A 22,139-nucleotide genomic window follows, 5' to 3' on the forward strand; every position below is an offset into this window, starting at 1 on the left:
TTTATTACATTATACCATTCCTCATTAATTTTGAGTAATGGTATTTGTACGTTTAAAAAATACTACTTAGCTCAATAAGTTTAACCATAGTTTTATAATTTCTTGAGGTCGCTTTTAGGTTTAGCTTTCTCTCAAACGAATTCATATTAAATTTAGAATTGCCATAACCTATGGAAGAATGAAAGTACAGACAATCTTTAATAATTATTATTTCTTCATTATCGAACGTTATATCTGAAACCAAACTCAAATATTCTGCTTTTGGAATTTCACTCAGCATAATGAAATAACTAGTCGCCTTTTTTTCTTCTGAAAATGGACAGGTGTCAAAAATGATTTGTAATTCTTTTCTTGTTTTGGCAATCACAGGAACTTCAAATCCGAAATGGTCTAAAATCGACTTTTGAATACGACTTTCAATTTCTTTTTTATCTGAAAGGGACGATTGTAAAATTATATTTCCGCTTTGAATGTAAGTCGCCACATTTTCAAAACCAGATTTTGAAAGTATAGCTCGTAGTTCAGCCATGGGCACTTTTTTATGTCCACCAACATTTATTCCTCTTAAAAGTGCAATATATGTTTTCATAATTGTGACATCGATTTTGAAGCAATAAATGCGCCAGACCAAGCATTCTGAAAATTGAAACCACCTGTAATGGCATCAATATTTAAAATTTCTCCTGCAAAAAACATGTTTTCATGAAGCTTACTTTCAAAGGTTTTAAAATTCACTTCTTTAAGGTTAATTCCACCAGCAGTGACAAATTCTTCCTTGAAAGTGCTTTTGCCAGTAACCTTAAATGTTGCTTTTGTAAGTTGAGCTGCTAATTGTTCTAATTGCGATTTATTCAAATCTGCCCAACGTGTATCATTAGTCATTTCTGAAGCCAACACTAATTTTTGCCATAAGCGTTTTGGCAAGTCAAATTGGGCCATTTTAAACACAGTTTTCCTAGCAAAATCTTGTTTTAAATCTTTTAATTCTTCCAAACAATCATCAAAGGTTTGCCTGATAAAATTGATTTCAATTTCAAATTTATAATCGCGTTTCGCTAATTCTATTGCTCCAAATGCAGATAATTTTAAAATTGCAGGAGCACTCATTCCGACGTGAGTTATTAAAAGTGGACCTTCACTATATAAATCAGAATCGACTACAGAGACCTCAACATGTTGTGCTACAACTCCTGGAATATCTGCAATGCGTTCATCTTTTATATCAAATGTAAATAACGACGGAACTGGCTGAGAAATCGTATGTCCAAGATCTTCTAATAACTTCCATATTTTAGGATTGCTTCCAGTGGCAATTAGAAGTTTTGCACAAGAAAAATCACCTTGGTTAGTGTTAATTTCAAAATTGAGACCTTTCGACTGCGCTCGAGGTAACACGTTAATATTTTTTACAGAATGATTATATAACACATCAATCTGATGCGTTTCAACTTCATTTAGAAAACAATCTATTATAGTTTGAGATGAATTTGAAATAGGAAACATTCTTCCATCGTCTTCTATTTTCAATTCGACACCTCTTTTTTCAAACCATTCTATAGTATCTCCAGTCATAAATTGATGAAAGGGTCCTAACAATTCTTTCTCACCTCTTGGATAATTTAAAACCAATTCGGAAGGCATAAATTCGGCATGCGTGACATTACAACGTCCTCCACCTGAAATTTTAACCTTCTGAAGTCCTTCTTTACCACGCTCAAGAATAGCAACTTTTAAAGCTGAATTTTGCTCTGCACTATTAATCGCAGCAAAAAAGCCTGCTGCTCCTCCTCCAACAATAATAATATCGTATGCCTTCATATCATATCAGGATTATCAGAAATTATACCATCAACTTGATATGTTTTCACTCGTTCGATAGTTGACTGGTCATTAACTGTCCAAGTTAAAACTTTATAGCCTTTATTTTGAGCTAAACTCACATTATCTTTTGTTACTAATGCCACATTTGGATGAATGGCATAGGCATTAATGGTTTCAGCAAAATCTATAGCATCTAAAACACTAGCTTTGGTTAAAACACCCAAACGCAATTGATTATTGAGTTTATAAACCATCTCTAATTCCTGATGCTGAAAGCTTGAAATTATAAAATGGTCAACATTCCAGTGCTTCGTTTTGATATAGTCTTCAATTATTTTACAAGTCGTTGTCGCTGTATCTCGACCTTTCAGTTCAATATTTAGAAGGCATTTTTTATCAATAGCATCAAGAACCTCTTCTAATGTAGGAATCTCATATTGATTATTTACTTTCAGTTTTTTGAGTTGCCTTAGAGTATGCTTTGCGACTTCACCAGTCCCATTTGTCATTCTATCTAAAGTGAAATCATGAAAGACAACTAGTTCTCCTGAAGCACATCTATGAACATCAATTTCTATAGCATCAACTGCAAGATTTAAAGCTTTTTCTACTGACGCAATTGTATTTTCAGCAACATATGTTTTTGCGCCTCTATGGCCTATTTTTAAAATTTTTTTTGACATTATTTTGGACGCATTAAACCTTCTTGAGCCACAGAAGCAATTAAAACACCATCTCTTGTAAATAAGTTTCCTATAGCAAAACCTCTAGCATTAGATGTGTTTGGGGATTCGATAGAGTAGAGCAACCAGTCGTCATAATCAAAATCTCTAAAAAACCACATTGAATGATCTAAACTAGCCGTTTGTGTATTATTCCAATTGGCTTTGCTCGCATGTCTATTCATGGCAGAAGTTAGAATATTATAATCTGAAATATAAGTTAAAATTTGTTGTTTAGCGCTTCTATCCAAATTGGAAACATCTCCTTTAAGTTTCACCCAAACATCTGTAAAAGGCGGTAAATCTTTTTGATCTAATGGATTAGGAATTTGAGTTGGTTTGAATTCTATAGGACGTTCAATTTCAAAAAACCCTTTAATTCTACTCGGAAGCACATCACGATAGGTATCAAGCAAATCTGTCCAACTCATTAATTCTTCTGGAGGTTTAATATTACTCTTCATCTCAATTTGATGCTCATAACCTTCTTCTAGTCTATGAAATGAAGCTGATAAAATAAATATAATCGTTTCGTTTTGTAATGCAGTTACCCGTCGTACTGAAAAACTTCCGCCATCTCTCGCAACACCAACATCATAAACTATTGGCACCTCTAAATGTCCTGGTTCTAAAAAATAGGAATGTAAAGAATGTAAAATCCTCCCATTTGTAATTGTTCGAGAAGCGGCATTTATGGCTTGAGCTAACACCTGACCTCCAAAAACATTTGGACTACCAACGGTTTTACTTAACCCTTCAAATTTGGTGTCTTCAATTTGTTTTAGATGAATCAATTGTAATAAATCTTGTACTGAATTCATAAGGCAATGTTTATTTTTCCAAAGCTAAAAAAAATGGTAATTCTAAAGGTCCAAAAAAGTGAACTTTATATTTAGTTTAAGATTTAAAATTTTAGTTTTACGATAACTATGTTATATTTCGTACTATGAAAACATATATAAAACATATTTTAATCGGTCTATTTTTCATGTCTTGCAAAACAGGAAATCTTGATGTTTTAGCGGACATTTCTTCTAGCTTAAAAGAAACATCTGCTATAGAAAAAATTAAGGGTTCGGATGTGTTATGGGTCATACAAGATGCAGGAAATACGAACCATTTATATGGATTAAACCTTGAAGGAGATATTGTAAAGGATATTAAAATTAACAACTCAGAAAATATTGACTGGGAAGATTTGGCATCAGATTATGAAGGCAATATTTACATAGGTGATTTCGGCAATAACAATGAAAAAAGAACAAGTTTTACTATTTACAAAGTTGATAATGCTGAAAATGCAACATCTTCTACACATGCAAGCGTAATTAATTTTACACTACCAGAAGACATGGATTCGGTAGATTTTGAATCGTTCTTTTTGTATAATGATTTCTTTTATATTTTCAGTAAAGACCATAAAAAATGTGAACTCATTAAAGTCCCTAACAAAATTGGCAATCATGTAGCACGTTACATTTCGAAAGTTAAACTTAAGGGCAAACATACTAAGGTGACTTCAGCCGATATTAGTGAGGACGGCAGGACTGTAGTTTTGCTTAATCATGATAAAGTATGGAAGTTATCAGGTTACCAAAGTGATGATTTTTTTAGCGGAAAAATAGATGCTTTAGAGTTTGGTCATGACACTCAAAAAGAAGGAATAAATCTAGTTATGGACAACCAAGTTCTTATTTCGGATGAAAAAAACAAAAATGAAGGCGGATATATTTACCGTTTTGATTTAAAATAAATAAATCTATTTACTCTAATAACTTTGTCATTTTCACATAGCTGTAATTAATTTCACCTAGATGTTTGTATCTCTCTTCGTCATCTTGTAGTTCTCCCCAACCAAAATTCCTTTCAATTACCTCATCTTGATATTGATTTAATAACTGTTCTGAAATTAATAAATATTCGTCTTCCTTAATATCATTCTTTAAAAGACGATGAGCAACAATAACATCTTCTCCCATGAGTTTGATGCGATTACCTATTTGGACAGATTCTACATTATCTCCAAAATGGAGGATTATTTTCAATCCTAATTGAGGTACATTACTGACTCCTTTCTCTTTACTATATTTCTTAGATAATGCATCTAACTGTTGATAGAATTGAGTGAAAAATGACTTGCATTGATTTATTAAGTCTTTAAAAGGAGGCAGCTCTCCTTTTTTAAAAAACAAAATTGCATCGCCTTCAATTTCGGAAACTCTCAAACCAATTTCGTTGGCGTAAATAATCTCATTTAAAAGTGCTGGAATGACTTTAGCACTTAATTCTATGTTTGTATCACTCATAAAACGAGTAAATCCACTAATATCTGGTATGCAAATTAATGTTGGATTGTGAAGTGCCATCGTACTATCTTTATGTATTAAAAATTTAAACCAAACCCAAAAGAAAACCTTAAACCTTCAGTGCTATTAAATAAGTTGAAGGTTCCTGAAAGGCTATCTGCAGCCGTAATCCAAAAACCTCCACCATAATCGTTATGCCATTTATTTGAAAAATCCCCTTTCAGCCATACTCTACCAACATCAAATCCACCAAAAACACCAATTTGCAAAGGTAATGTATTCGTTTTAAACGAATTAAAACTGTAACGCAAATCTGCGCTCCCAACAAATGAATTTTTCCCAGTAAATCGTTCCGTACGATATCCTCTTAATCCATTTTGGCCTCCAATGTTTGCTGCTTGATAAAAAACTAAGTCATCTCCAACTCTTACTTGTAATCTAGCATCTGTTTTTAATACCAACTTTCGATTTCGACTTAAGGCATTATAAAAGCCTAAATCCGTATTAAGATAACCATAGGTGTTTTTTGTTTCTTCAAATTCGGTTTTTCCACCAGCATTAATAAGGAATGTCATTCCGCGAGTTGGATTTAACTTATCATCAAAACTAGCGTACTTATATTCTGCTTCAAGCGCTCCGAAGATTCTCCTACTGTAGAAATCTTCGAAAGGCATTGCGAACTCAGCAATAAATCGATCAGGTGTATTATCGATTTCAATGGCTTCAACAATGGCTCTAAATCCATAATCACTACCGAAGTTTCCTTTCTTGAGGATTCCAGCTTTTGCCATGTAAATACTTGTCTTAACCCTGTTAAAATCTAGGTCAAGTTTATCATCATTATTAATTGTTTCATTTCCATAACCAAAGAAATTATTCGTAAAGTTTTCAGAAGTAAATCGACCTCCAACATGCAAGTTCCAATTATTCATTATATTGGCAAATTCACCATCGTAAGCAAGAGAAAATCCACTAGTAGCAAAAAAATAACCTCCTTTAAAGCGGTGTTGTTGTGAGTATGGATTTCTTTGAAAACCATTCTTAGTTTTTACAAATTGAAAGCCCAATGACATGCCGTCATCAGGATTAAAACCAATGGCAGGTGTAATCACACTAGTATTTACAATATGCTTCTGAAAATCAAAAAGATTAAGGGTATATACATCTGTTAATCTTATTGTACCTCCATTGTTTTCTTGTATAGTATTTTGTTTACTTTGATGATCATAAACTTTAACTCTTCGACCAGATTTAATAATATAAGTATCATTTTCTTGGCCTCCAATGAGCCTCGTAAAAATAAGATTATTGGCTTTTCCAGTAACTTCAAAAATGTCTTTATCATCTAATCCATATATCCAGAGTTCTTTGGTGACATCCTTATGAAAAACTTTATCGACGATTACTTCACCTTTTTTTCCATCAATAATTCGTGATATTTTAACATGTGTTTCATTATCACCAATTCTTATTACTTCAATATAGTCATCCTTATCAGTACCTGTTAAAATTACTAATTCATTCAAAAACTCATAATATCTTTTAGCAATATCTAGAAGGTTTGATCGTCTTCCTTTTAAATTTTTCTTTATTTCATCTAAGGTTTCGTCTTGCACTTCTTTAGGTACTTTTGAAAACGCTTTTTCTATAACCTCATCTGTAATATTCTCTTGTAAAAATTGAGCATGTTCTAGCCATTTTTCTTTGGTTGCTTGCTGTACCATTATACGGTCTAGTTTTACACCTGCTGCATTCATCCATTCAATATCTTTGAGCTCATCATCATACACTTGCAATTGCTTTGTAGATCCTGAAATGATTCGCATTACATCTAATAACGCTCCATCAAAGTTTGAAAATACTTGATCTCGGTCTCTTGGAATTGGTCGAAACCATTTATCACCATTTTCTTGGTCAAATTGTGCCCAACGCCATTGATCTTGATGACGATCCCAATCTCCAATTAGCATATCAAATAAACGTGCTCTCACATAAGCATTTTCATCAATTTTATACTTTTCATCTTCTCTAATTTTCTCAATAATATCATGAGTGCTTTCAATATCATCAGCAAAGCCAAAATTTCTTTCGTTAGAATAATTATCTTCTGGTCGTTCTTCGATCATATACAATTCTCCACCATAATCATTATTATATTTCCCTAATTCCTTGTGCTTTGGAATAAAGTAAATCTTTGGATTGGTATGAAAAATTTCTGCAGCGTCAGATAAATCTGGAACAACAGTAAAAGCATAAGGATGTGCTGCTGTATAAAAATCTTGAATTAAACCTTCTATAGCCGTTTTTTCAAACTCGTCTTGGATATATGTGTCTTTAAATAAAACCGTTTGTAAATATTGTGTAGCACTTTTACGAAGCGCTCTCATATTAAGTTGACGACCATCTTTAGTTTTCAATCGGAGTGACCTTGTTTGATGTCCTCCTCCAGCTCTAACCACTTCTAATCCGCCATACAACGTATCTAAGGTTGCAACTTTGACCTTAATTTTTGTACTGTATAAATCTCGATAATGGCTTCCCCAAACAGATTCAAAAAAACCAGAGACATCAGTTTCCTCTTTAGAATATACTGATGCTTCAATTTCTTGCGGAAAACTTTCAGGTAAATCTGAAACATCATAATCTTTAGTTGGTTCATATACTTCTTTTGCGAAAAGTCGTTTAGGTTGACCATTCTCTTCTCCATAAATGGTGACCCAACTGCTGCCATCTTTAAATACTGTTAATTCGGCAAAACCTTGTTTTCCATAAGAAAATAAACCATTATTACTTAACTGGGCAAAAGACTCTTTGGCACCTGAACCTGAAACAATTTGTTTGATTTTCTCGTTTTCAATGTACTGAAGTGTATGCTCATGCCCTGAAACAAAAACCAGGTTATTAGCATCAAATGCTAATGTTTCTAAGCGTTTCATTAATTGATTATAACGTTCATTAAATCGGTCTTGAATTGAAACACCGCCTTGAGTTCTAATTTGAGCAATTAAAGAAGCTACAACGGGTACTGGAAATTTACTTTGCGTTGGATATAAATGTTTTTTTGCTGCATAATATCCACCATGTACTCCATTGGTATACATAGGATGATGCATTGCTAAAATGATGGTTTTATTCTGTGCTTTTTTTAGCTCACCTTCTAATTCTTCAAAAAAGCGATTTCTTGTTTTGATTTCACATTCATCATTTATTGTTGGATTGTCATTCCAATTCTCTAAATACCATTGCGTATCTATAGCAATTAACTGAATAGATTCACTTACATCAATACTTTCAAGCGGACAACCATTTTCTGGTTGAAATGTGTTTTTACCAAGTGCATCTTCTATATACTTTTCTTGCCGTTTTAAGCCTTTAAGTCCCTTTGCATACCAGTCGTGATTACCTGGAATAAACAGAACTTCTCCTTTAAAACCTTTAACTGCTTTTATTTGACCATTGAGGGCATTCTCTGCTTCATCTCTACCTTTTTTGCCTTTAGCAGGCAAACCATCTGGATAAATATTATCTCCTAGAAAAATAGTATAATCATCTTTTGTGTCCTTATTTTCGATATGATTATTAAAAGCTGTTAAAGCTTTAGACATTCCTCCATTAGGCGATTTACCTGCATCACCAATTAAATAAAAAACTTTATCTATTTCTTTATTTGGTAGTTCAACAGTTTTATCTTCTTCTGCTTTATATTGAGCTTTATAAGTAGCGCAAGCATTTAAGAATACAATTGCTACGAGTATTGAAATTATCCTAAAAGGTTTCTTCATAATTTTATTTAAAAGTTTTTCCATTAGGAAAGACTTTTTATTATTAGTGTTAAGCTTAAATATATTAATTCTAAAACTATTTTTTAGTTTAGAGGTGTTTCATGAACTACAAGATAACATTGAACAGCCTACTTTATGTCTAGCCCAATCTGGACGTTTAGCAAACCATTTTTCATGATTTGGTTGTTCATTATAAGGTTGTTTTAGTAATTGAAACAACTCATCAATTAAATTATAATCTCCTTTATCTGCGTCATCAATTGCTAATTGAGCCATATAATTTCGGAGCACATATTTTGGATTTACTTTATTCATTTTTACTTGCCGGTCAGTATCAGAAATCAATTCTTTTTCTAATCTAAAATCATAACGTCCAAACCAATCTCGCCATTGTTGTGCAATAGTATCAGATACTTCATTTGAAACATAAAAAGCATCTTTTACAATGTCTAAACCTTTTTTACCATCACCTTTTTTAAAGTTACTTAAGTTTCTGAAAAAGATAGTCATATCAGTTTCTGTTAGTTGCAAAGCATCTTCTAGAGCTTGAATTAGTAAATGATCGTTCTCCTCTCTAGTTTCTAATCCTAACTTTGATTTCATCATTTGCACAGATTGTGTTTCAAAATCAGTTTTATAACGCTCTAATATATTTTCTAAAGGTTCGGTGTCTTCAATTAAAGGATATAAAGCATTGGCTAGTTGGTATAAATTCCAAAGTCCGATATTAGGTTGGTTTCCAAATCTGTATCTTTTATGTTGGCTATCGGTTGTGTTTGGCGTCCATCCAAAATCGAAACCTTCCAGCCAGCCATAAGGTCCATAATCTATGGTTAAACCTAAAATTGACATATTATCTGTATTCATCACACCATGAACAAAACCGACACGTTGCCAGTGAATAATCATTTGCAATGTACGTTCTGAAACTTCAGCAAAAAACTTAATATACGTCTCTTTTGAAGGAACTCCTAAATGTGAGAAATGGTGCTTTATCGTAAAATCAACTAAAATCTTTAATGTTTTATGATCTTGTCGAGCCGCAAAAATTTCATAACTGCCGAATCGCAGAAACGAAGGTGAAATTCGAGAAACTATTGCTCCTTTTTCGTAAGCAGAATTACCATCATACAACATATCTCTTAAGACCTCATCTCCAGATAAAGCCAAAGACAAAGCTCTAGTAGTTGGTACTCCTAAATGGTACATAGCTTCACTGCATAAATATTCTCGAATAGACGAACGCAAAACTGCTAAACCATCTGCAGTTCTTGAATATGGCGTTTCTCCAGCACCTTTAAGTTGCACTGTCCATTGCCTATTATTATGCTCAATTTCAAACAAATTAATAGCTCTACCATCTCCTAATTGTCCTGCCCAATGCCCAAATTGATGTCCACCATAGCACATAGCATAGGGTTTTGTGTTAGGTAAAAGTTGGTTTCCAGTAAAGACATTTACAAATGATTTAGTAGACAAATCACTTGCTGAAATACCTAAATTTACGGCCATTTCTTTTGATACGTGGAGCATTTCTGGAGCATTTGTTTGCCTAGGATTTACATAGGAAAAACAAGCTTCTTTTACTTGTCGTCTCGAATTCTCTAAAATAGGATCTGAAGGTAATTCTTCAGTAAAAGTATGTTTGAAGTTTAAATTCATTCTTTTTTATCTAGCCATTTTAAAAGCTCTTTTTCTGACGGATTTCTCAATCGCTTAGTATTAATAGTTATAGTTGGAAAATTGAGTTTCCTATTGCTGTATAAGTTACGCAAATCTTCAGCAAAATTTAAATTTTCCTCAACATCGTAAAACTTATAATTAAGATTTCGGTTTTCAAAAATGGTTTTATAATATTGTGTTTTATGGCACCTTTCGGTGCCATAAAGTTTGATTTCTAGTTTCATTATCTACGTTTATTAAACCTAAATGGTTTTCTAAAAACTAATTAATTGTTTTTAAAAAATCTATTGCTGCATCAGGATTAATATGAAAATCACTAAACACAACATTATCATGTTTATCAATAAACAAAAACCAAGGTGTTCCTCCTGTTTGATATTTATCCATAATTATAGATCGTGACTTTCCATCATGTCCAGCATCATGACCAAATGGAATTTGTAGCTGGTATTGCTTTTGGGTGTCTACCATTTTTTGATAGGTGTTAGCGTGATGCCCTTCAAAAACAGTTTGTATCGCTAAAAAAACTAGGTTATTATTTCCTTCTAAGGTCTCTACCATCTGCTTTAAATCTGGTAATCCTTTGCTATGGCAACCTGGACACCAACTTTGAAAACAATACACAATTTTAAATTTTCCTTTAAAGTCTGATAGTTTAATTGGATTAGATTTATTACCGTTGGCATCAATCCATTGGTTGACGTTAAATTCAGGTGCTTTAAACGCTTTGTTTTCTTCTACTTGTTTTGACATTTTTAATTGTCCTTCCTTTTCTTAATTAAGATTATTTCAATTTATCGGCATGCAGCTTACGAAGCTTAGCTAATTTTGGAGTAATCACAAAACTGCAGTAGCCTTGAGATTGATTTTCTTTATAATAGTTTTGATGTTCTTTGGTCGCCTCATAAAACACCTTTAAAGGTGAAATTTCAGTTACAATTGGGTTTTCATAATACGGCTGAAGTTCTTTAACCACAATTTCTGAACTTTCTTTTTGCTCTTCATTATGATAAAAAATCACTGAACGATATTGTGTACCACGATCTGCACCTTGACGATTTAAAGTTGTTGGGTCATGAGTCGTCATAAAAATGACAACAATATCTTCAAAAGTGATGATATTAGCATCAAAAGTTACTTGAATGACCTCGGCATGACCAGTTAAACCTGAGCAAATCTCACGATACGTTGGATGACCAGGAACAGTTCCTCCAGAATATCCAGATACTACTTTTTTAACACCTTTTACTTCTTGAAACACAGCTTCTGTACACCAAAAACAACCACCTCCTAAAGTGGCAATTTGTAAATTTCTAGTTGTCATTAGTCACCTCCTTTTCGAGCTGCATAGATTCTGAATTGATACAATATCGCAATCCGCTTGGTTCTGGACCATCAGGAAATACATGACCTAAATGGCCATCACACGTATTACACATAACTTCGACACGAACCATTCCGAATGCTGTATCTCTTTCGTATTTAATGGCATTTTCTTTAATAGGCTGAGTAAAGCTCGGCCAACCTGAACCCGAACTAAACTTTATCGTAGAATCGAATAAAGGTGTATTGCAACAAATACAGTTGTATTGACCTTCATCATAAATACTACATAAAGCTCCACTATGTGGTCGCTCTGTTCCTTTTTGTCTTGTAATTCTAAATTGCTCTGGAGTTAATTGAGCTTGCCATTCGGCTTCTGTTTTTTCTACTCGTTTGTTTGGAGTAGGATTTCCCTTAACGGAAAAGTTAATCACTTCTTTCCAAGTAAGCATATAATAGGTCCTTTCTTTTTTTAATTAATATTGTATGCTTTCAACTTAATAATAGTCGATGTAAGTTTCAATTCCTTACACCATTTATCTTTTCATGGATTGATGAAAGCATTTTATAAATTTACGACAAATAAAAGCACATATATTACATTAACTAAAGTTTAGTATTTTTACTAAAAATCAAATCTTCTTATGGATACTTTAATTGCTAAAGCTGAAACGTTTGTTTTTGAATTATTGAAAAACGAATTAGATCAAACCTATTTGTATCATAATTATAAACATACTGAACGTGTATTAAAAAGTATACGTGAAATTATTAAGAACACCGAATTATCAAAAGAAGATGCCTTAATTCTCGAATTAGCAGCTCTCTTTCATGACACTGGTTATATTGAAGGTGCAGATAATCATGAAGAGAAAAGTGTTGAAATTGTCACAAAATTCCTAAAAGAACAAGATGTCGAAAAGACAATTATTGAGTCTGTTGGCAAATGCATTATGGAAACAAAATTTAAGGAGGAACCAACAACAAAACTCGGGAAAATAATAAGAGATGCAGATGCGTCCCATTTTGGTAAAAAATATTTTAGTGAAGCAAGCGAATTTTTAAGAAAAGAGCTCGAATTAAGACACATAAATACCTATTCACCAACTGAATGGCGAAATGAAAACATAAAAGTACTAGCTAAAAAGCATCAATTTTATACTGATTATGCATTGAAAAATTGGCAACCTACTAAAGACAAGAATCTTTCAAAACTCTTCAAAGCAAAGAAAAAACAAAAACAAAAATTCAAGAAAGAAGAAATTAAAGCTAAATACAAAGCACAATATAAAAATGACAGTCCTGAGCGTGGTGTTCAGACATTTTATAGAGTTGCGCTTAGAAATCATATAAAACTAAGTGATATTGCTGATACAAAAGCCAACATTTTACTTTCTGTAAACGCTATTATAATTTCTGTTGTTTTGGCTAATTTAATTTCTAAATTAGATACCAATCCTTATCTAACTTGGCCAACAGTTATATTTACCTTATTTAGTGTAATATCTATGGTCATGTCTATTATTGCTACACGTCCTAATGTTACGAGTGGCCAATTCACAAAAGAAGATGTAAAAAACCAAAAGGTAAATTTAAGTTTCTTTGGAAACTTTCATAAAATGAAACTAGAAGAATTTGAATGGGCTATTCAAGAAATGGTTAATGATAAAGACTACATTTATAAAGCGTTAACTAAGGATTTATATTTTCTAGGAAAGGTATTAGAGCGTAAATACAGAATCCTTCGGATTACCTATACTGTTTTTATGGTAGGCATCATTGTGTCTTTAATAGCCTTTGGTATTGCTGTGAAAAATAATCCAGGAATAGATATTCAAGAGGTTTTAGATCCAGACTCTGAAACCCATTTAATTCAAGAAAAGAAGGATCATAAAAATTTGTATGCTGTCTAAGATTTAATCTCTTTCATTAAATCATCATAAGTATAAAAATCTTTATCATTGTTTTCCTTGTGATACAGTACGCTTACTCTAATCGCTTTTAGACCAGTTACTGCCTGTAAATCTTGCAACTCAACGATTTCTACATCATCATCTAAATACTTTTTAGATTGTAAAAATTTAATATATCTCAAGTATTCAACTTCATCTTGTTTTTGTGAGTAAACAATGCTGATCTTACCTTTTTGAGTTACACGTTCCTTAGTACCTTTGATATAAGCCTTATCAACTCGTTTTTTAACAATTTCGTATCGAGCATTATAAGTGCCATCGACATCAAATTGTTTTTCATCCATTCTAAAACTGATAGATAAGGGTTGATTAAACACTAATATCATTGAAGCTACATCAAGATGGACTGGAAATTCAGATTGCATTAAATAAAATGCATTTTCCATTTCAACCATCACTTGTAATTGCCACAATCTTAAGTTATATAAGTAAATAGGATTAAAACTTTCATCTTTGGTAATAGACTCACCTATGTACATGTTGTGTTCAACACCATCTGTTTTAAACCGTTCAAAATAATGAGGATACATTGCTTGAGCTTCAACCTGTTTTTTATCAAGAAGTGAAGCCATTTCTTTGTTGATTAAGGCAATGGTATCATCGTAGTTTTTTCTGTGATGGTATAAGACTTCAACCTTATCATCAATACTATCAAAATAAGAATCTAATTGTGATTTTAATACGTCTATTGATTGAAGGTGTTGCAAAACAGGATCAATATCGTGCTTAATAAAAGCTGATATTTGTTGTTCACTATCCACTTGAAAATTCTCTTTTAAGCCTTCTAAATAACTATTTATTTGAAACAAACACTGCTCATAAATTGGCAAGTTTTCTATTTTCAATGCATTTTCAACGATAGATTTTATTGCATTTAATTGAATTGTCAAATCTTCTCTTGTTGCTGAATTTCTGGCTTCTGAAGATCCCTTGATATCAATTTGTCCATATAATGGATAAATATTTTCGAATGCAATTTTATTAAAGTTTGGTTCAATACCATTAAGCTTGTCCTTAATAAAGTTTTTCGCTTCTTTTTCAAATAGCCAATGTACACTAGGATGAATTGAAGTACATTCCGTTTGAATAATGGCTTCAATTAAATTCTTTTCTTCATTCTTAGAACGTTCAACAGCCGACACAATAAATGGCATCACATCATTTAATTTATTGGCATTAATACTATTTAGAATTTTTGGTTCTTCTGAAACAATTTCAAGAATTCCCATTAATCCTTCTTCATTGGCAATAGGAGCTAAAATTGCGCTCTTTATATTTTGGTTTTTAAGGGTTTTATATTGTGGTGCTTTTCCTTTTGATAACTCATAATATTTATCGACATCTGAAACAGTGTAGAATTTTTTATCTTGAAGTAAGGTTTTATAAGACCTACTACATAAGGTTCCTGAACAAGAATTAGATTCTAAATCATGAAGCAAAAAACTATTCATATCAGTTCCATAAACACGTTCAAAACGACTTTCTTCCTCATTAAAAATTGAAAAACCGACTTTAATTTCTTTTAAGCCTAAAAGCGAACGGAAGATTTCATGAAAATCATCCATAAATCCTTCACTTTGTCTTTTCTCTTCACCAATTAAAGCAGTTTTTATATTTGAAATAGATTGGTCATCAGTAACATTAAAAATATTAGAAATCACAAATCCTTTAAATGTATAGCTGTCTTGTGGAAACTTCTCTTTCCATAACTCAATATTTTCGAAATTATCTAAAAGTTCATCGATATCATTTTGAGTTATTTTTGGCGCGCTTTCAGTCCGAACAATTTCCGTAAAATCGGCATTATACAATATTTTATAAAATTGCATAATTCCTTTAGCATTCGGAATTTCGTAATAAAACGGTCGTTTGAAATTCATTTCAAATCCATAACAAAATGCTAGAATAATAGTACAAGCGATTATATACCTATCATCTTCAGGCATATTCTTTATCTTCAATTCGAAATCATCTCCTGCTTCTTGTATAATACTTTTGAAACGCTCAGAAGAGTTAAAAATAAGATTATGAAAAGGAACAGATGCTGTTTTAATTTCATTTTTAGACAACACTGGACTAAATGAATCTTGCAGTATAATTCCAATTTCTTTTTCGCGTTCTTTAAGGATTGAAATATCACTAAACCCTTCTCGAAGAACTGGATAAGCATCAGCTGTTTTTAAAACACGCTTCGCCTTAGCAGCAATAAATTCATCGTCACTTTCAGCTAAAGCCTCATAATGCTTAAGCAGTTTGTTAAAACTAACTAAGAGTTTAAAAGGTGACACTAGATTATCGTTGATGTCTTTCATAATAACATTTTGGAACATATAAAGTTACAAATTAATAGTTTGGTCGTTATTATTAAGACTTTCTTACGTTAAAAATGTTACAAGAATAGTTTTTAATCGGTATAATATAATTGAATTAAAATCCTAAAATTCCATAAGTCCAATTAGACCCATCACTAATAAAAATAAGTGTTTTTGTTCTATGACCTCCTCCTAAACCTGTATCCATGTTTACTGGCCCAACAAATCCAGTACTACTGTCGCCTGCAAAAAACAAAACACCAGCAGTAATATCTGTAGGAGATAAAACAATGTCTGCATTCACAGTATCTTGAACGTTTCTTATGATATAGATTCTTCCAGGAAAATCACCAGCATTAGGCAATTGAAAATCTTGATCATTAACTGTAGGAATGACCGAAATATAGACACCATCATCAATAAGTGTTGGAGTTCCTGCACCTGTTAAAGTCACATGTTTTACAGATAGATTCCCATTAATATCTAACGTACTTTGTGGAGTTACAGTTCCAATGCCAACTTGAGCGAATGTAGATATACCACTCAATAAAATTACTAGTATTAAAATTCTCTTCATAATCATTCCTTTTTTATTATACTGATTGCAGTACCACCACCTTCAGCAAGTTCTAATGTTAATTTGGAGCGATTATTAACAGTCAAGGTTTCAATTTTTATATCCAAAGGGTTTTTATCCCAATGAGCATCTTTTCCATCTTTATAAATAATAGCAATGTAGTCTTGATTCTCCTCTAAAAAGTTAAAACTAACATCAAATGTTCTAGAATTTTCATCAGTAATACTTCCTAAAAACCAATTACCAGTTTCACGTTCTTTTCTTGCTATAGTAACAAAGTCTCCCACTTCTCCATTTAAAACTATAGTCGATTCCCAATCTACACCAACATCCTTTATAAATTGTAAGGGTTCTGAATTAGCTTCATAGTGTTCTACTAAATCTGCTACCATTTGTATTGGACTATAAATTACAACATATAAAGCCAGTTGTTGGGCTAGTGTTGTATTTACTTGATTGTCTTTTTTGTAGTCATTAAATTTTATATTGAAAATCCCTGGTGTATAATCTATTGGTCCAGCTAGCATCCTTGTGAAGGCAACAATAGGTAAATGCTCAGGTGGATTTCCTCCTTCTTGTCCCCAAATACTAAACTCTTGGCCTCTTAACCCTTCACGTGTTATCGCATTTGGGTAAGTACGTCTTAAGCCAGTTGGTTTTATCGGTTCGTGTGCATTAATTGCAACCTGATATTTGGCAGCTTTTTCAACAGTATGGTTGTAATGGTTTACCATAAATTGTCCGTGATGATATTCTCCTTTTGGTTTTAGCCTACCAACATATCCTGTTTTTACCGAATGAATTCCTAAACTTTGCATTAATGCATAAGCAGTATCTTGTTGTTTAATATAACCTTCAACATCTCCATAAGTTTCATGATGCATGATTATATGAACTCCTTTTTCTTTGGAATAAGCTAGAATTTCCGATAAGTTGTAATCTGAATATGGAGTCACAAAATCAAAGCCACCTTCTTCAGCTGCCCATCCTGTGTTCCAACCTTCAACAAGAACACCTTTAATATTATTTTTCGCTGAAAAATCAATATACTGTTTAACATTTTCTGTTGTTGCTCCATGATGTCCTGAGTTCATATCCCAAGACGATTTACCTAAATGCATTTCCCACCAAACACCAGTATATTTCATAGGTTTAAACCAGGATACATCTTCAAGTTTATTAGGCTCATTAAGGTTAACAATTAAATTAGATTCTATTAAATCTGATGCACTATTTGTAATTTGAATTGTTCGCCAAGGTGTATAAAACGGCAGGTTTCGTTTGACCTTATAATCTGTATTTTCAGAACCAACCAGGTTGCTTTCAAGATTTAATTTTTCAGTGTCTACTTTCAAAGTCATCCCAGAATAATTCACTAATGCTGCCTCGTGAAAACTCAAATGCGTACCATCTTTTCCAACCATCGTGACAGGTGTATTCACCGCATTTTCTGGAATATATGTCTGAGCTATAGGTTGATTTACATAGTTTAGCGCATTAATTTCTGAAAACTTTGTTGTTTTATACAAGTGTTCATAGATATCCCAATCTCCTGGAATCCAAAAGGTTTTATAGTCTGCAGTTAAATTGAATTGTGTATGTTCTTCGGTGATAAAAACCTCATCCCAATTGTCTTGTTTTGGGAACTCATATCTAAAACCAATTCCATCATCATAAACTCTAAAAATGATGTTTAAAAAGCGATTTGGTGATACTTTTTCTTGAAGCTCTATTTTGAGTTCATTATAATTATTGACTACGTCCAATTGTTCTCCCCAAGGCATTTGCCAAGTTTCATTAAACACTGAACTATTTGAGTTTTTTACAATGAAATTTTTATCGAAATCAGGCACATCTTTAAAATCAAAACCTAAAAAAGACGTATCAATAATCACCTTATCTTCTTTGGTAACCTTATAATACGGTTTACCGGTTTTAGAAAGGCTAAAACTGACTTTAAGAGTATTGTTTGGTGAACCAACTTTCAAAGATTGCACTTCGGAATCATGGCATGACACCATTAAAAAGACAGATATGACTATCAATATAGCTTTCATTATTTGACTTTATTTCTTTTCTAATAGAACGATATCATATTCTGAATTTAATATCGCATTTCCATTATTAACTGTAACATCTTGTTTAGAATATGCATCATGAAGTGTTACTCCATCCTTAAAAACCTTTGAAACGTTTAAGGTCTTTTTACCTAATTCCAAATCTAAACCAACCACTACTACATCCTTGTAATTGCCTTTTGAAAATGTTCTATAAAACAGATAAGGTTTCTGAGAAATCCTTTGGTGCCTTCCAGCTCCAATTGCAGGATGTCTTTCTCTAAATTTTCCTAATTTTTGCCAATGACTTAACACTTTTTTTGTTCTTGGGCTTTTCGCAATTGAATCCCAATTCATTAACGAACGTAAAGTTGCATCTCCAACAGTCTCAGGTATAATAAGCGCACGTGAGGATTCATCTCCGTAATACACTTGAGATGTTCCTGGTGACAACAATAACTTATTAGCCGTTTCATATGGCTTTTTCCTTTGGGCATCAAAAGGCCTACCATCGTCATGAGACGTTAAATAATTTAGAGTGCCAAAGTCTTTTAGATCACCATGTAATACTTCAAAGTAGCGATTGAACAATGCTTCATATTCCATCTCTTTAGAATTCCATTTAAACTCAAAATTTATCAAACTATGAAAACTTGCAGGATCAAAATAATTCACCTTCCTATCTCCAAAATCAAATTCCTGACCTGAACTTACACCGTAATTATACACTTCACCCACGATGTAAAAACCATTATCATCAAGAACCTTATCAGGATTGTTCTTTTTATAATCTGCAAACGCGTAATCACACTCCGTTTTAAATTCTTCCCAAACATTTTCTTCCGTATGTTTTACTGTATCAGCTCTGTATCCATCTACTCCAAATTCTGTAATATAATCTGTTAACCACTTTATAATGTAAAAACGTGGAGCTCTTGGGTGACCTGTGCGTTTAAAAAAGGCATCTAATTCAGCAACTTCTTGTTCGTAACGACCTTCAGATTTCCACTTTTCAACTAATTGAGGAGGTAGCTCAACATTATCATTACTTTCAGTTTTAATATCTGGTAAATTAGCAACTAACGTACATGTTATTGTACTCTCGTAATCATTGTATGTACATTGCGGACCAGTTCTAACCCATTCCTCAGGCCAAACAGGATCTTTATCTGTGACAGGTCCTGTGTGATTAATTACAGCATCTAAAACAATTCTTATTCCTCTGGCATGCGCTTCTTGTACCAATTCATGCAAATCTTCTTTTGTTCCAAAATTAGGATCAATTTTTGTCCAATCTTTTGCCCAATAACCATGAAAACCGTAAGTAACTCCAGTCCCTTCATCGGTTCCTCCATGGATCTGTTCCACGATTGGTGTCATCCAAATGGCGTTGATTCCTAACTCTGTAAAATAACCTTCCTTTACTTTTTGAGTCACACCTTTGATATCTCCACCTTTAAAACCTCTGAGTTTTGCCGTTTCCAATGTTCTATCAAAATTAACATCGTTAGACGAATCTCCATTATTGAAACGATCTGTTAATAGAAAATATAGATTAGCACCTTCCCAAATGAAAGGCCGATCAACAGTTTCTGAAACTTCATTAGTAACCTCAACTGCGGTTTGATTATTGTTCGTATTGTTGTCTTTACAACTCAATGCTAATAAGATTAAAATTATTGTTATTAGTCTTTTCATATTACTTTATTTTTAAAATAAATGATTCAAGTGGCTTGATATCTATCCTTACTTTTGCTTTACCGTTTTCAACTTTTAATGTTGAAGTATAGTTATCATATAATTGGTCTTTAACTTCGTATTCACCATTTTCAAGGTTCAATTTTTCAACTAAATCTTCAGGTAATTGCAACTCAAAACCATAGGTGTTTTCTGCATTGAAGTTTGTAACAATTATTAATTTTTCATCATCACTCCAACGTACATAAGACAAAACTTTATCATTGTACCATGCTGTGTTTTTATGGTTATAGGCATGAATATCTTGATAGTTTGAAGCTAAGGCTGAACTGTGTATTGTAAAGTTCAATAAACGCTTGTAAAAATCTCTTAATGCCTTTTCATCCTGAGTTGATTGTCCACCATCAAATTGTTTTTTGTTTACCCATCGCACCATACTTGGCACTGAGCCATAATCAAATATTGAAGTACGAGTTGGATCACCAAAACCTAAATCTTCAGCACCTGGCTCACCAAATTCTTGTCCGAAATATACCATGGTTGGTGATGTACTAATCGTTGCTGAAACTACCATTGCTGGTTTTCCTTTTTCTGCACTTCCTGCAAAATCTGGACTAGCAATACGTTGTTCGTCATGATTCTCTAAGAAGTGAAGCATATGGTGTTCAATATCTTTTAAATCCTCTTGTATAGGCGGAATATTATCTGTTTTTCCATGACCTTGCATAACATGTTTCAATGTATCATACAATTGAACTTTGTCATACAGATAATCCATTTTCCCTTTTTTAATATAGTCTCTATATAAACTCGGATTATAAACTTCGGCTAATAAAAATGCATCAGGATTTTTCATTTTAATATGCGAATTCATATAACTCCAAAATTCTACTGGAACCATTTCAGCCATATCAAATCTAAATCCGTCAACGCCTTTAGCTGTCCAATACAAAGTAATATCCTTGAACTTTTTCCAAGAACTTGGAATTGTTTTGCCTTTCCAAAATTCAAAATGAGATTTGTAGTCTTCATTTTCAGAACCTTCAGGAAGCTCATCAAAATTTTTCTCACCATCAGGACTAACACCATAATTCACTTTTACAGTTTCGTACCAATCGTACATATCTGGTTGCGATGCTCTTGATCCGTTACCTGTCCATTTTGCTGGATTTTCGTCAAATTTACCATCTGCCATTGAATGATTTTCACCACCTAGAGGCTGGTATCCGTTTTTCCAATTTGGGACGATAAACGCTTCACCAGGATTGTAATAAAAGTTGTTATTGACATCATAAACCACTGTTTTGTCATCTTCAGCACCAAAATCTGAAGTACCTTCAGGATTAGATAAACTTTGATAATTTCTCGCGACGTGATTAGGTACTATATCGATAATGACTTTTAATCCAGCCTCATGAGAACGTTCAATAAGTGCTTCAAATTCTTGCAAACGACTATCTACATTTTCAGCTAAATCTGGATTCACATTATAATAATCTTTAACGGCATAAGGTGATCCTGCGCGACCTTTAACGATATCTGGATCATCATTAGAAATTCCGTATTTGGTATAATCTGTAATCACATCATGATGCGGCACACCTGTATACCAAATGTGAGTAACACCTAAATCTTTGATTTCTGCTAATGCTTTATTAGTAAAATCACTAAACTTTCCAACGCCATTTTCTTCCATAGTTCCCCAGGGTTTATTCGTTGTATTCGTGTTTCCAAATAATCTAGTAAAGACTTGATAAACGACTTCTTTTTTCTTCATTTCAACTTTTGGCTTTGTAGGTTCTTCAATTGTTTTTTCTTCGTGTTTACATCCAAAAAAACAAGTAATAACTAGTAATAACAGGATTAGTTTTGTTTGATTCATTCG

18 protein-coding genes are annotated in these 22,139 nt (G+C 32.7%); 2 read left to right on the forward strand and 16 right to left on the reverse strand.

The window, feature by feature from the left end:
* Window positions 1–52 precede the first annotated feature (52 nt).
* Genes VOI25_RS01095 through VOI25_RS01110 form a run of 4 tightly spaced genes read right to left on the reverse strand, consistent with a single transcriptional unit; the run spans window position 53 to window position 3,364 of the window.
* On the reverse strand, window positions 53–589 hold the full coding sequence (locus VOI25_RS01095) for a DUF1697 domain-containing protein (RefSeq protein WP_323787037.1): 537 nt from the start codon (window positions 587–589) through the stop codon (window positions 53–55).
* Window positions 586–1,818, reverse strand: a complete 1,233-nt coding sequence (locus VOI25_RS01100; RefSeq protein ID WP_323787038.1) for an NAD(P)/FAD-dependent oxidoreductase — start codon at window positions 1,816–1,818, stop codon at window positions 586–588. Before VOI25_RS01100 ends, VOI25_RS01095 begins: the two co-directional genes overlap by 4 nt.
* Window positions 1,815–2,504, reverse strand: coding sequence for a glycerophosphodiester phosphodiesterase (locus VOI25_RS01105; protein ID WP_323787039.1), 690 nt, complete (start codon window positions 2,502–2,504; stop codon window positions 1,815–1,817). Before VOI25_RS01105 ends, VOI25_RS01100 begins: the two co-directional genes overlap by 4 nt.
* The gene (locus tag VOI25_RS01110) at window positions 2,504–3,364 is read right to left on the reverse strand and encodes an acyl-CoA thioesterase II (protein WP_323787040.1); all 861 of its coding nucleotides are present in this window, start codon (window positions 3,362–3,364) and stop codon (window positions 2,504–2,506) included. The genes VOI25_RS01105 and VOI25_RS01110 overlap by 1 nt, the downstream gene beginning before the upstream one ends.
* A 125-nt stretch (window positions 3,365–3,489) precedes the next feature.
* Between VOI25_RS01110 and VOI25_RS01115 the strand changes: the two genes are divergently transcribed.
* Window positions 3,490–4,296, forward strand: coding sequence for a hypothetical protein (locus VOI25_RS01115; protein ID WP_323787041.1), 807 nt, complete (start codon window positions 3,490–3,492; stop codon window positions 4,294–4,296).
* Between the two features lie 10 nt (window positions 4,297–4,306).
* On the opposite strand, the gene VOI25_RS01120 is transcribed toward VOI25_RS01115, so the two are convergent.
* The 7 genes from VOI25_RS01120 to msrB form a co-directional block, all read right to left on the reverse strand.
* Window positions 4,307–4,909, reverse strand: a complete 603-nt coding sequence (locus tag VOI25_RS01120; RefSeq protein WP_323787042.1) for a DUF2652 domain-containing protein — start codon at window positions 4,907–4,909, stop codon at window positions 4,307–4,309.
* A gap of 17 nt (window positions 4,910–4,926) precedes the next feature.
* Entirely contained in the window at window positions 4,927–8,655 is a 3,729-nt protein-coding gene (locus VOI25_RS01125; RefSeq protein ID WP_323787043.1) for a metallophosphoesterase, read from the reverse strand.
* A 75-nt stretch (window positions 8,656–8,730) separates the two neighbouring features.
* Window positions 8,731–10,293 carry a protein adenylyltransferase SelO gene (locus tag VOI25_RS01130; RefSeq protein ID WP_323787044.1) on the reverse strand — a complete coding sequence of 521 codons (1,563 nt, stop codon included), beginning with the start codon at window positions 10,291–10,293 and terminating at the stop codon, window positions 8,731–8,733.
* Window positions 10,290–10,538 (reverse strand): glutaredoxin domain-containing protein, encoded by a 249-nt coding sequence (locus tag VOI25_RS01135; protein WP_323787045.1) that lies wholly within the window; start codon window positions 10,536–10,538, stop codon window positions 10,290–10,292. Before VOI25_RS01135 ends, VOI25_RS01130 begins: the two co-directional genes overlap by 4 nt.
* Before the next feature lie 37 nt (window positions 10,539–10,575).
* On the reverse strand, window positions 10,576–11,067 hold the full coding sequence (locus tag VOI25_RS01140; RefSeq protein ID WP_323787046.1) for a peroxiredoxin family protein: 492 nt from the start codon (window positions 11,065–11,067) through the stop codon (window positions 10,576–10,578).
* Window positions 11,068–11,098: 31 nt separating this feature from the next.
* Entirely contained in the window at window positions 11,099–11,638 is a 540-nt protein-coding gene (gene msrA / locus VOI25_RS01145; protein WP_323787047.1) for a peptide-methionine (S)-S-oxide reductase MsrA, read from the reverse strand.
* Window positions 11,628–12,089, reverse strand: coding sequence for a peptide-methionine (R)-S-oxide reductase MsrB (gene msrB, locus VOI25_RS01150; RefSeq protein ID WP_323787048.1), 462 nt, complete (start codon window positions 12,087–12,089; stop codon window positions 11,628–11,630). The genes msrA and msrB overlap by 11 nt, the downstream gene beginning before the upstream one ends.
* 192 nt (window positions 12,090–12,281) lie before the next feature.
* Between msrB and VOI25_RS01155 the strand changes: the two genes are divergently transcribed.
* Window positions 12,282–13,550: a Pycsar system effector family protein gene (locus VOI25_RS01155; protein ID WP_323787049.1), complete on the forward strand. Its 1,269-nt coding sequence runs from the start codon at window positions 12,282–12,284 to the stop codon at window positions 13,548–13,550.
* On the opposite strand, the gene VOI25_RS01160 is transcribed toward VOI25_RS01155, so the two are convergent.
* The 5 genes from VOI25_RS01160 to VOI25_RS01180 all read right to left on the reverse strand — a co-directional run bounded on the left by VOI25_RS01160 (window position 13,547) and on the right by VOI25_RS01180 (window position 22,136).
* A complete protein-coding gene (locus VOI25_RS01160) occupies window positions 13,547–15,922 on the reverse strand; it encodes a GAF domain-containing protein (RefSeq protein WP_323787050.1) in 2,376 nt (791 codons plus the stop codon). The genes VOI25_RS01155 and VOI25_RS01160 overlap by 4 nt on opposite strands.
* Before the next feature lie 115 nt (window positions 15,923–16,037).
* On the reverse strand, window positions 16,038–16,499 hold the full coding sequence (locus VOI25_RS01165; protein ID WP_323787052.1) for a hypothetical protein: 462 nt from the start codon (window positions 16,497–16,499) through the stop codon (window positions 16,038–16,040).
* A gap of 2 nt (window positions 16,500–16,501) precedes the next feature.
* Window positions 16,502–18,556, reverse strand: a complete 2,055-nt coding sequence (locus tag VOI25_RS01170; RefSeq protein ID WP_323787054.1) for a glycoside hydrolase family 97 protein — start codon at window positions 18,554–18,556, stop codon at window positions 16,502–16,504.
* Between the two features lie 9 nt (window positions 18,557–18,565).
* Entirely contained in the window at window positions 18,566–20,254 is a 1,689-nt protein-coding gene (locus VOI25_RS01175) for an alpha-amylase family glycosyl hydrolase (protein WP_323787055.1), read from the reverse strand.
* A gap of 1 nt (window position 20,255) precedes the next feature.
* A complete protein-coding gene (locus tag VOI25_RS01180) occupies window positions 20,256–22,136 on the reverse strand; it encodes an alpha-amylase family glycosyl hydrolase (protein WP_323787056.1) in 1,881 nt (626 codons plus the stop codon).
* Window positions 22,137–22,139 lie beyond the last annotated feature (3 nt).

The organism is Psychroserpens sp. (assembly GCF_034670085.1).
Taxonomy (GTDB): Bacteria; Bacteroidota; Bacteroidia; order Flavobacteriales; family Flavobacteriaceae; genus Psychroserpens.

Coding starts and splice junctions, on each gene's coding strand:
- msrA (WP_323787047.1), bottom strand. CDS start 11,638: ATGACAACTAGAAATTTACAAATTGCCACTTTAGGAGGTGGTTGTTTT.
- VOI25_RS01130 (WP_323787044.1), bottom strand. CDS start 10,293: ATGAATTTAAACTTCAAACATACTTTTACTGAAGAATTACCTTCAGAT.
- VOI25_RS01100 (WP_323787038.1), bottom strand. CDS start 1,818: ATGAAGGCATACGATATTATTATTGTTGGAGGAGGAGCAGCAGGCTTT.
- VOI25_RS01095 (WP_323787037.1), bottom strand. CDS start 589: ATGAAAACATATATTGCACTTTTAAGAGGAATAAATGTTGGTGGACAT.
- VOI25_RS01105 (WP_323787039.1), bottom strand. CDS start 2,504: ATGTCAAAAAAAATTTTAAAAATAGGCCATAGAGGCGCAAAAACATAT.
- VOI25_RS01110 (WP_323787040.1), bottom strand. CDS start 3,364: ATGAATTCAGTACAAGATTTATTACAATTGATTCATCTAAAACAAATT.
- VOI25_RS01155 (WP_323787049.1), top strand. CDS start 12,282: ATGGATACTTTAATTGCTAAAGCTGAAACGTTTGTTTTTGAATTATTG.
- msrB (WP_323787048.1), bottom strand. CDS start 12,089: ATGCTTACTTGGAAAGAAGTGATTAACTTTTCCGTTAAGGGAAATCCT.
- VOI25_RS01175 (WP_323787055.1), bottom strand. CDS start 20,254: ATGAAAAGACTAATAACAATAATTTTAATCTTATTAGCATTGAGTTGT.
- VOI25_RS01180 (WP_323787056.1), bottom strand. CDS start 22,136: ATGAATCAAACAAAACTAATCCTGTTATTACTAGTTATTACTTGTTTT.
- VOI25_RS01140 (WP_323787046.1), bottom strand. CDS start 11,067: ATGTCAAAACAAGTAGAAGAAAACAAAGCGTTTAAAGCACCTGAATTT.
- VOI25_RS01135 (WP_323787045.1), bottom strand. CDS start 10,538: ATGAAACTAGAAATCAAACTTTATGGCACCGAAAGGTGCCATAAAACA.
- VOI25_RS01170 (WP_323787054.1), bottom strand. CDS start 18,556: ATGAAAGCTATATTGATAGTCATATCTGTCTTTTTAATGGTGTCATGC.
- VOI25_RS01160 (WP_323787050.1), bottom strand. CDS start 15,922: ATGAAAGACATCAACGATAATCTAGTGTCACCTTTTAAACTCTTAGTT.
- VOI25_RS01115 (WP_323787041.1), top strand. CDS start 3,490: ATGAAAACATATATAAAACATATTTTAATCGGTCTATTTTTCATGTCT.
- VOI25_RS01120 (WP_323787042.1), bottom strand. CDS start 4,909: ATGGCACTTCACAATCCAACATTAATTTGCATACCAGATATTAGTGGA.
- VOI25_RS01165 (WP_323787052.1), bottom strand. CDS start 16,499: ATGAAGAGAATTTTAATACTAGTAATTTTATTGAGTGGTATATCTACA.
- VOI25_RS01125 (WP_323787043.1), bottom strand. CDS start 8,655: ATGGAAAAACTTTTAAATAAAATTATGAAGAAACCTTTTAGGATAATT.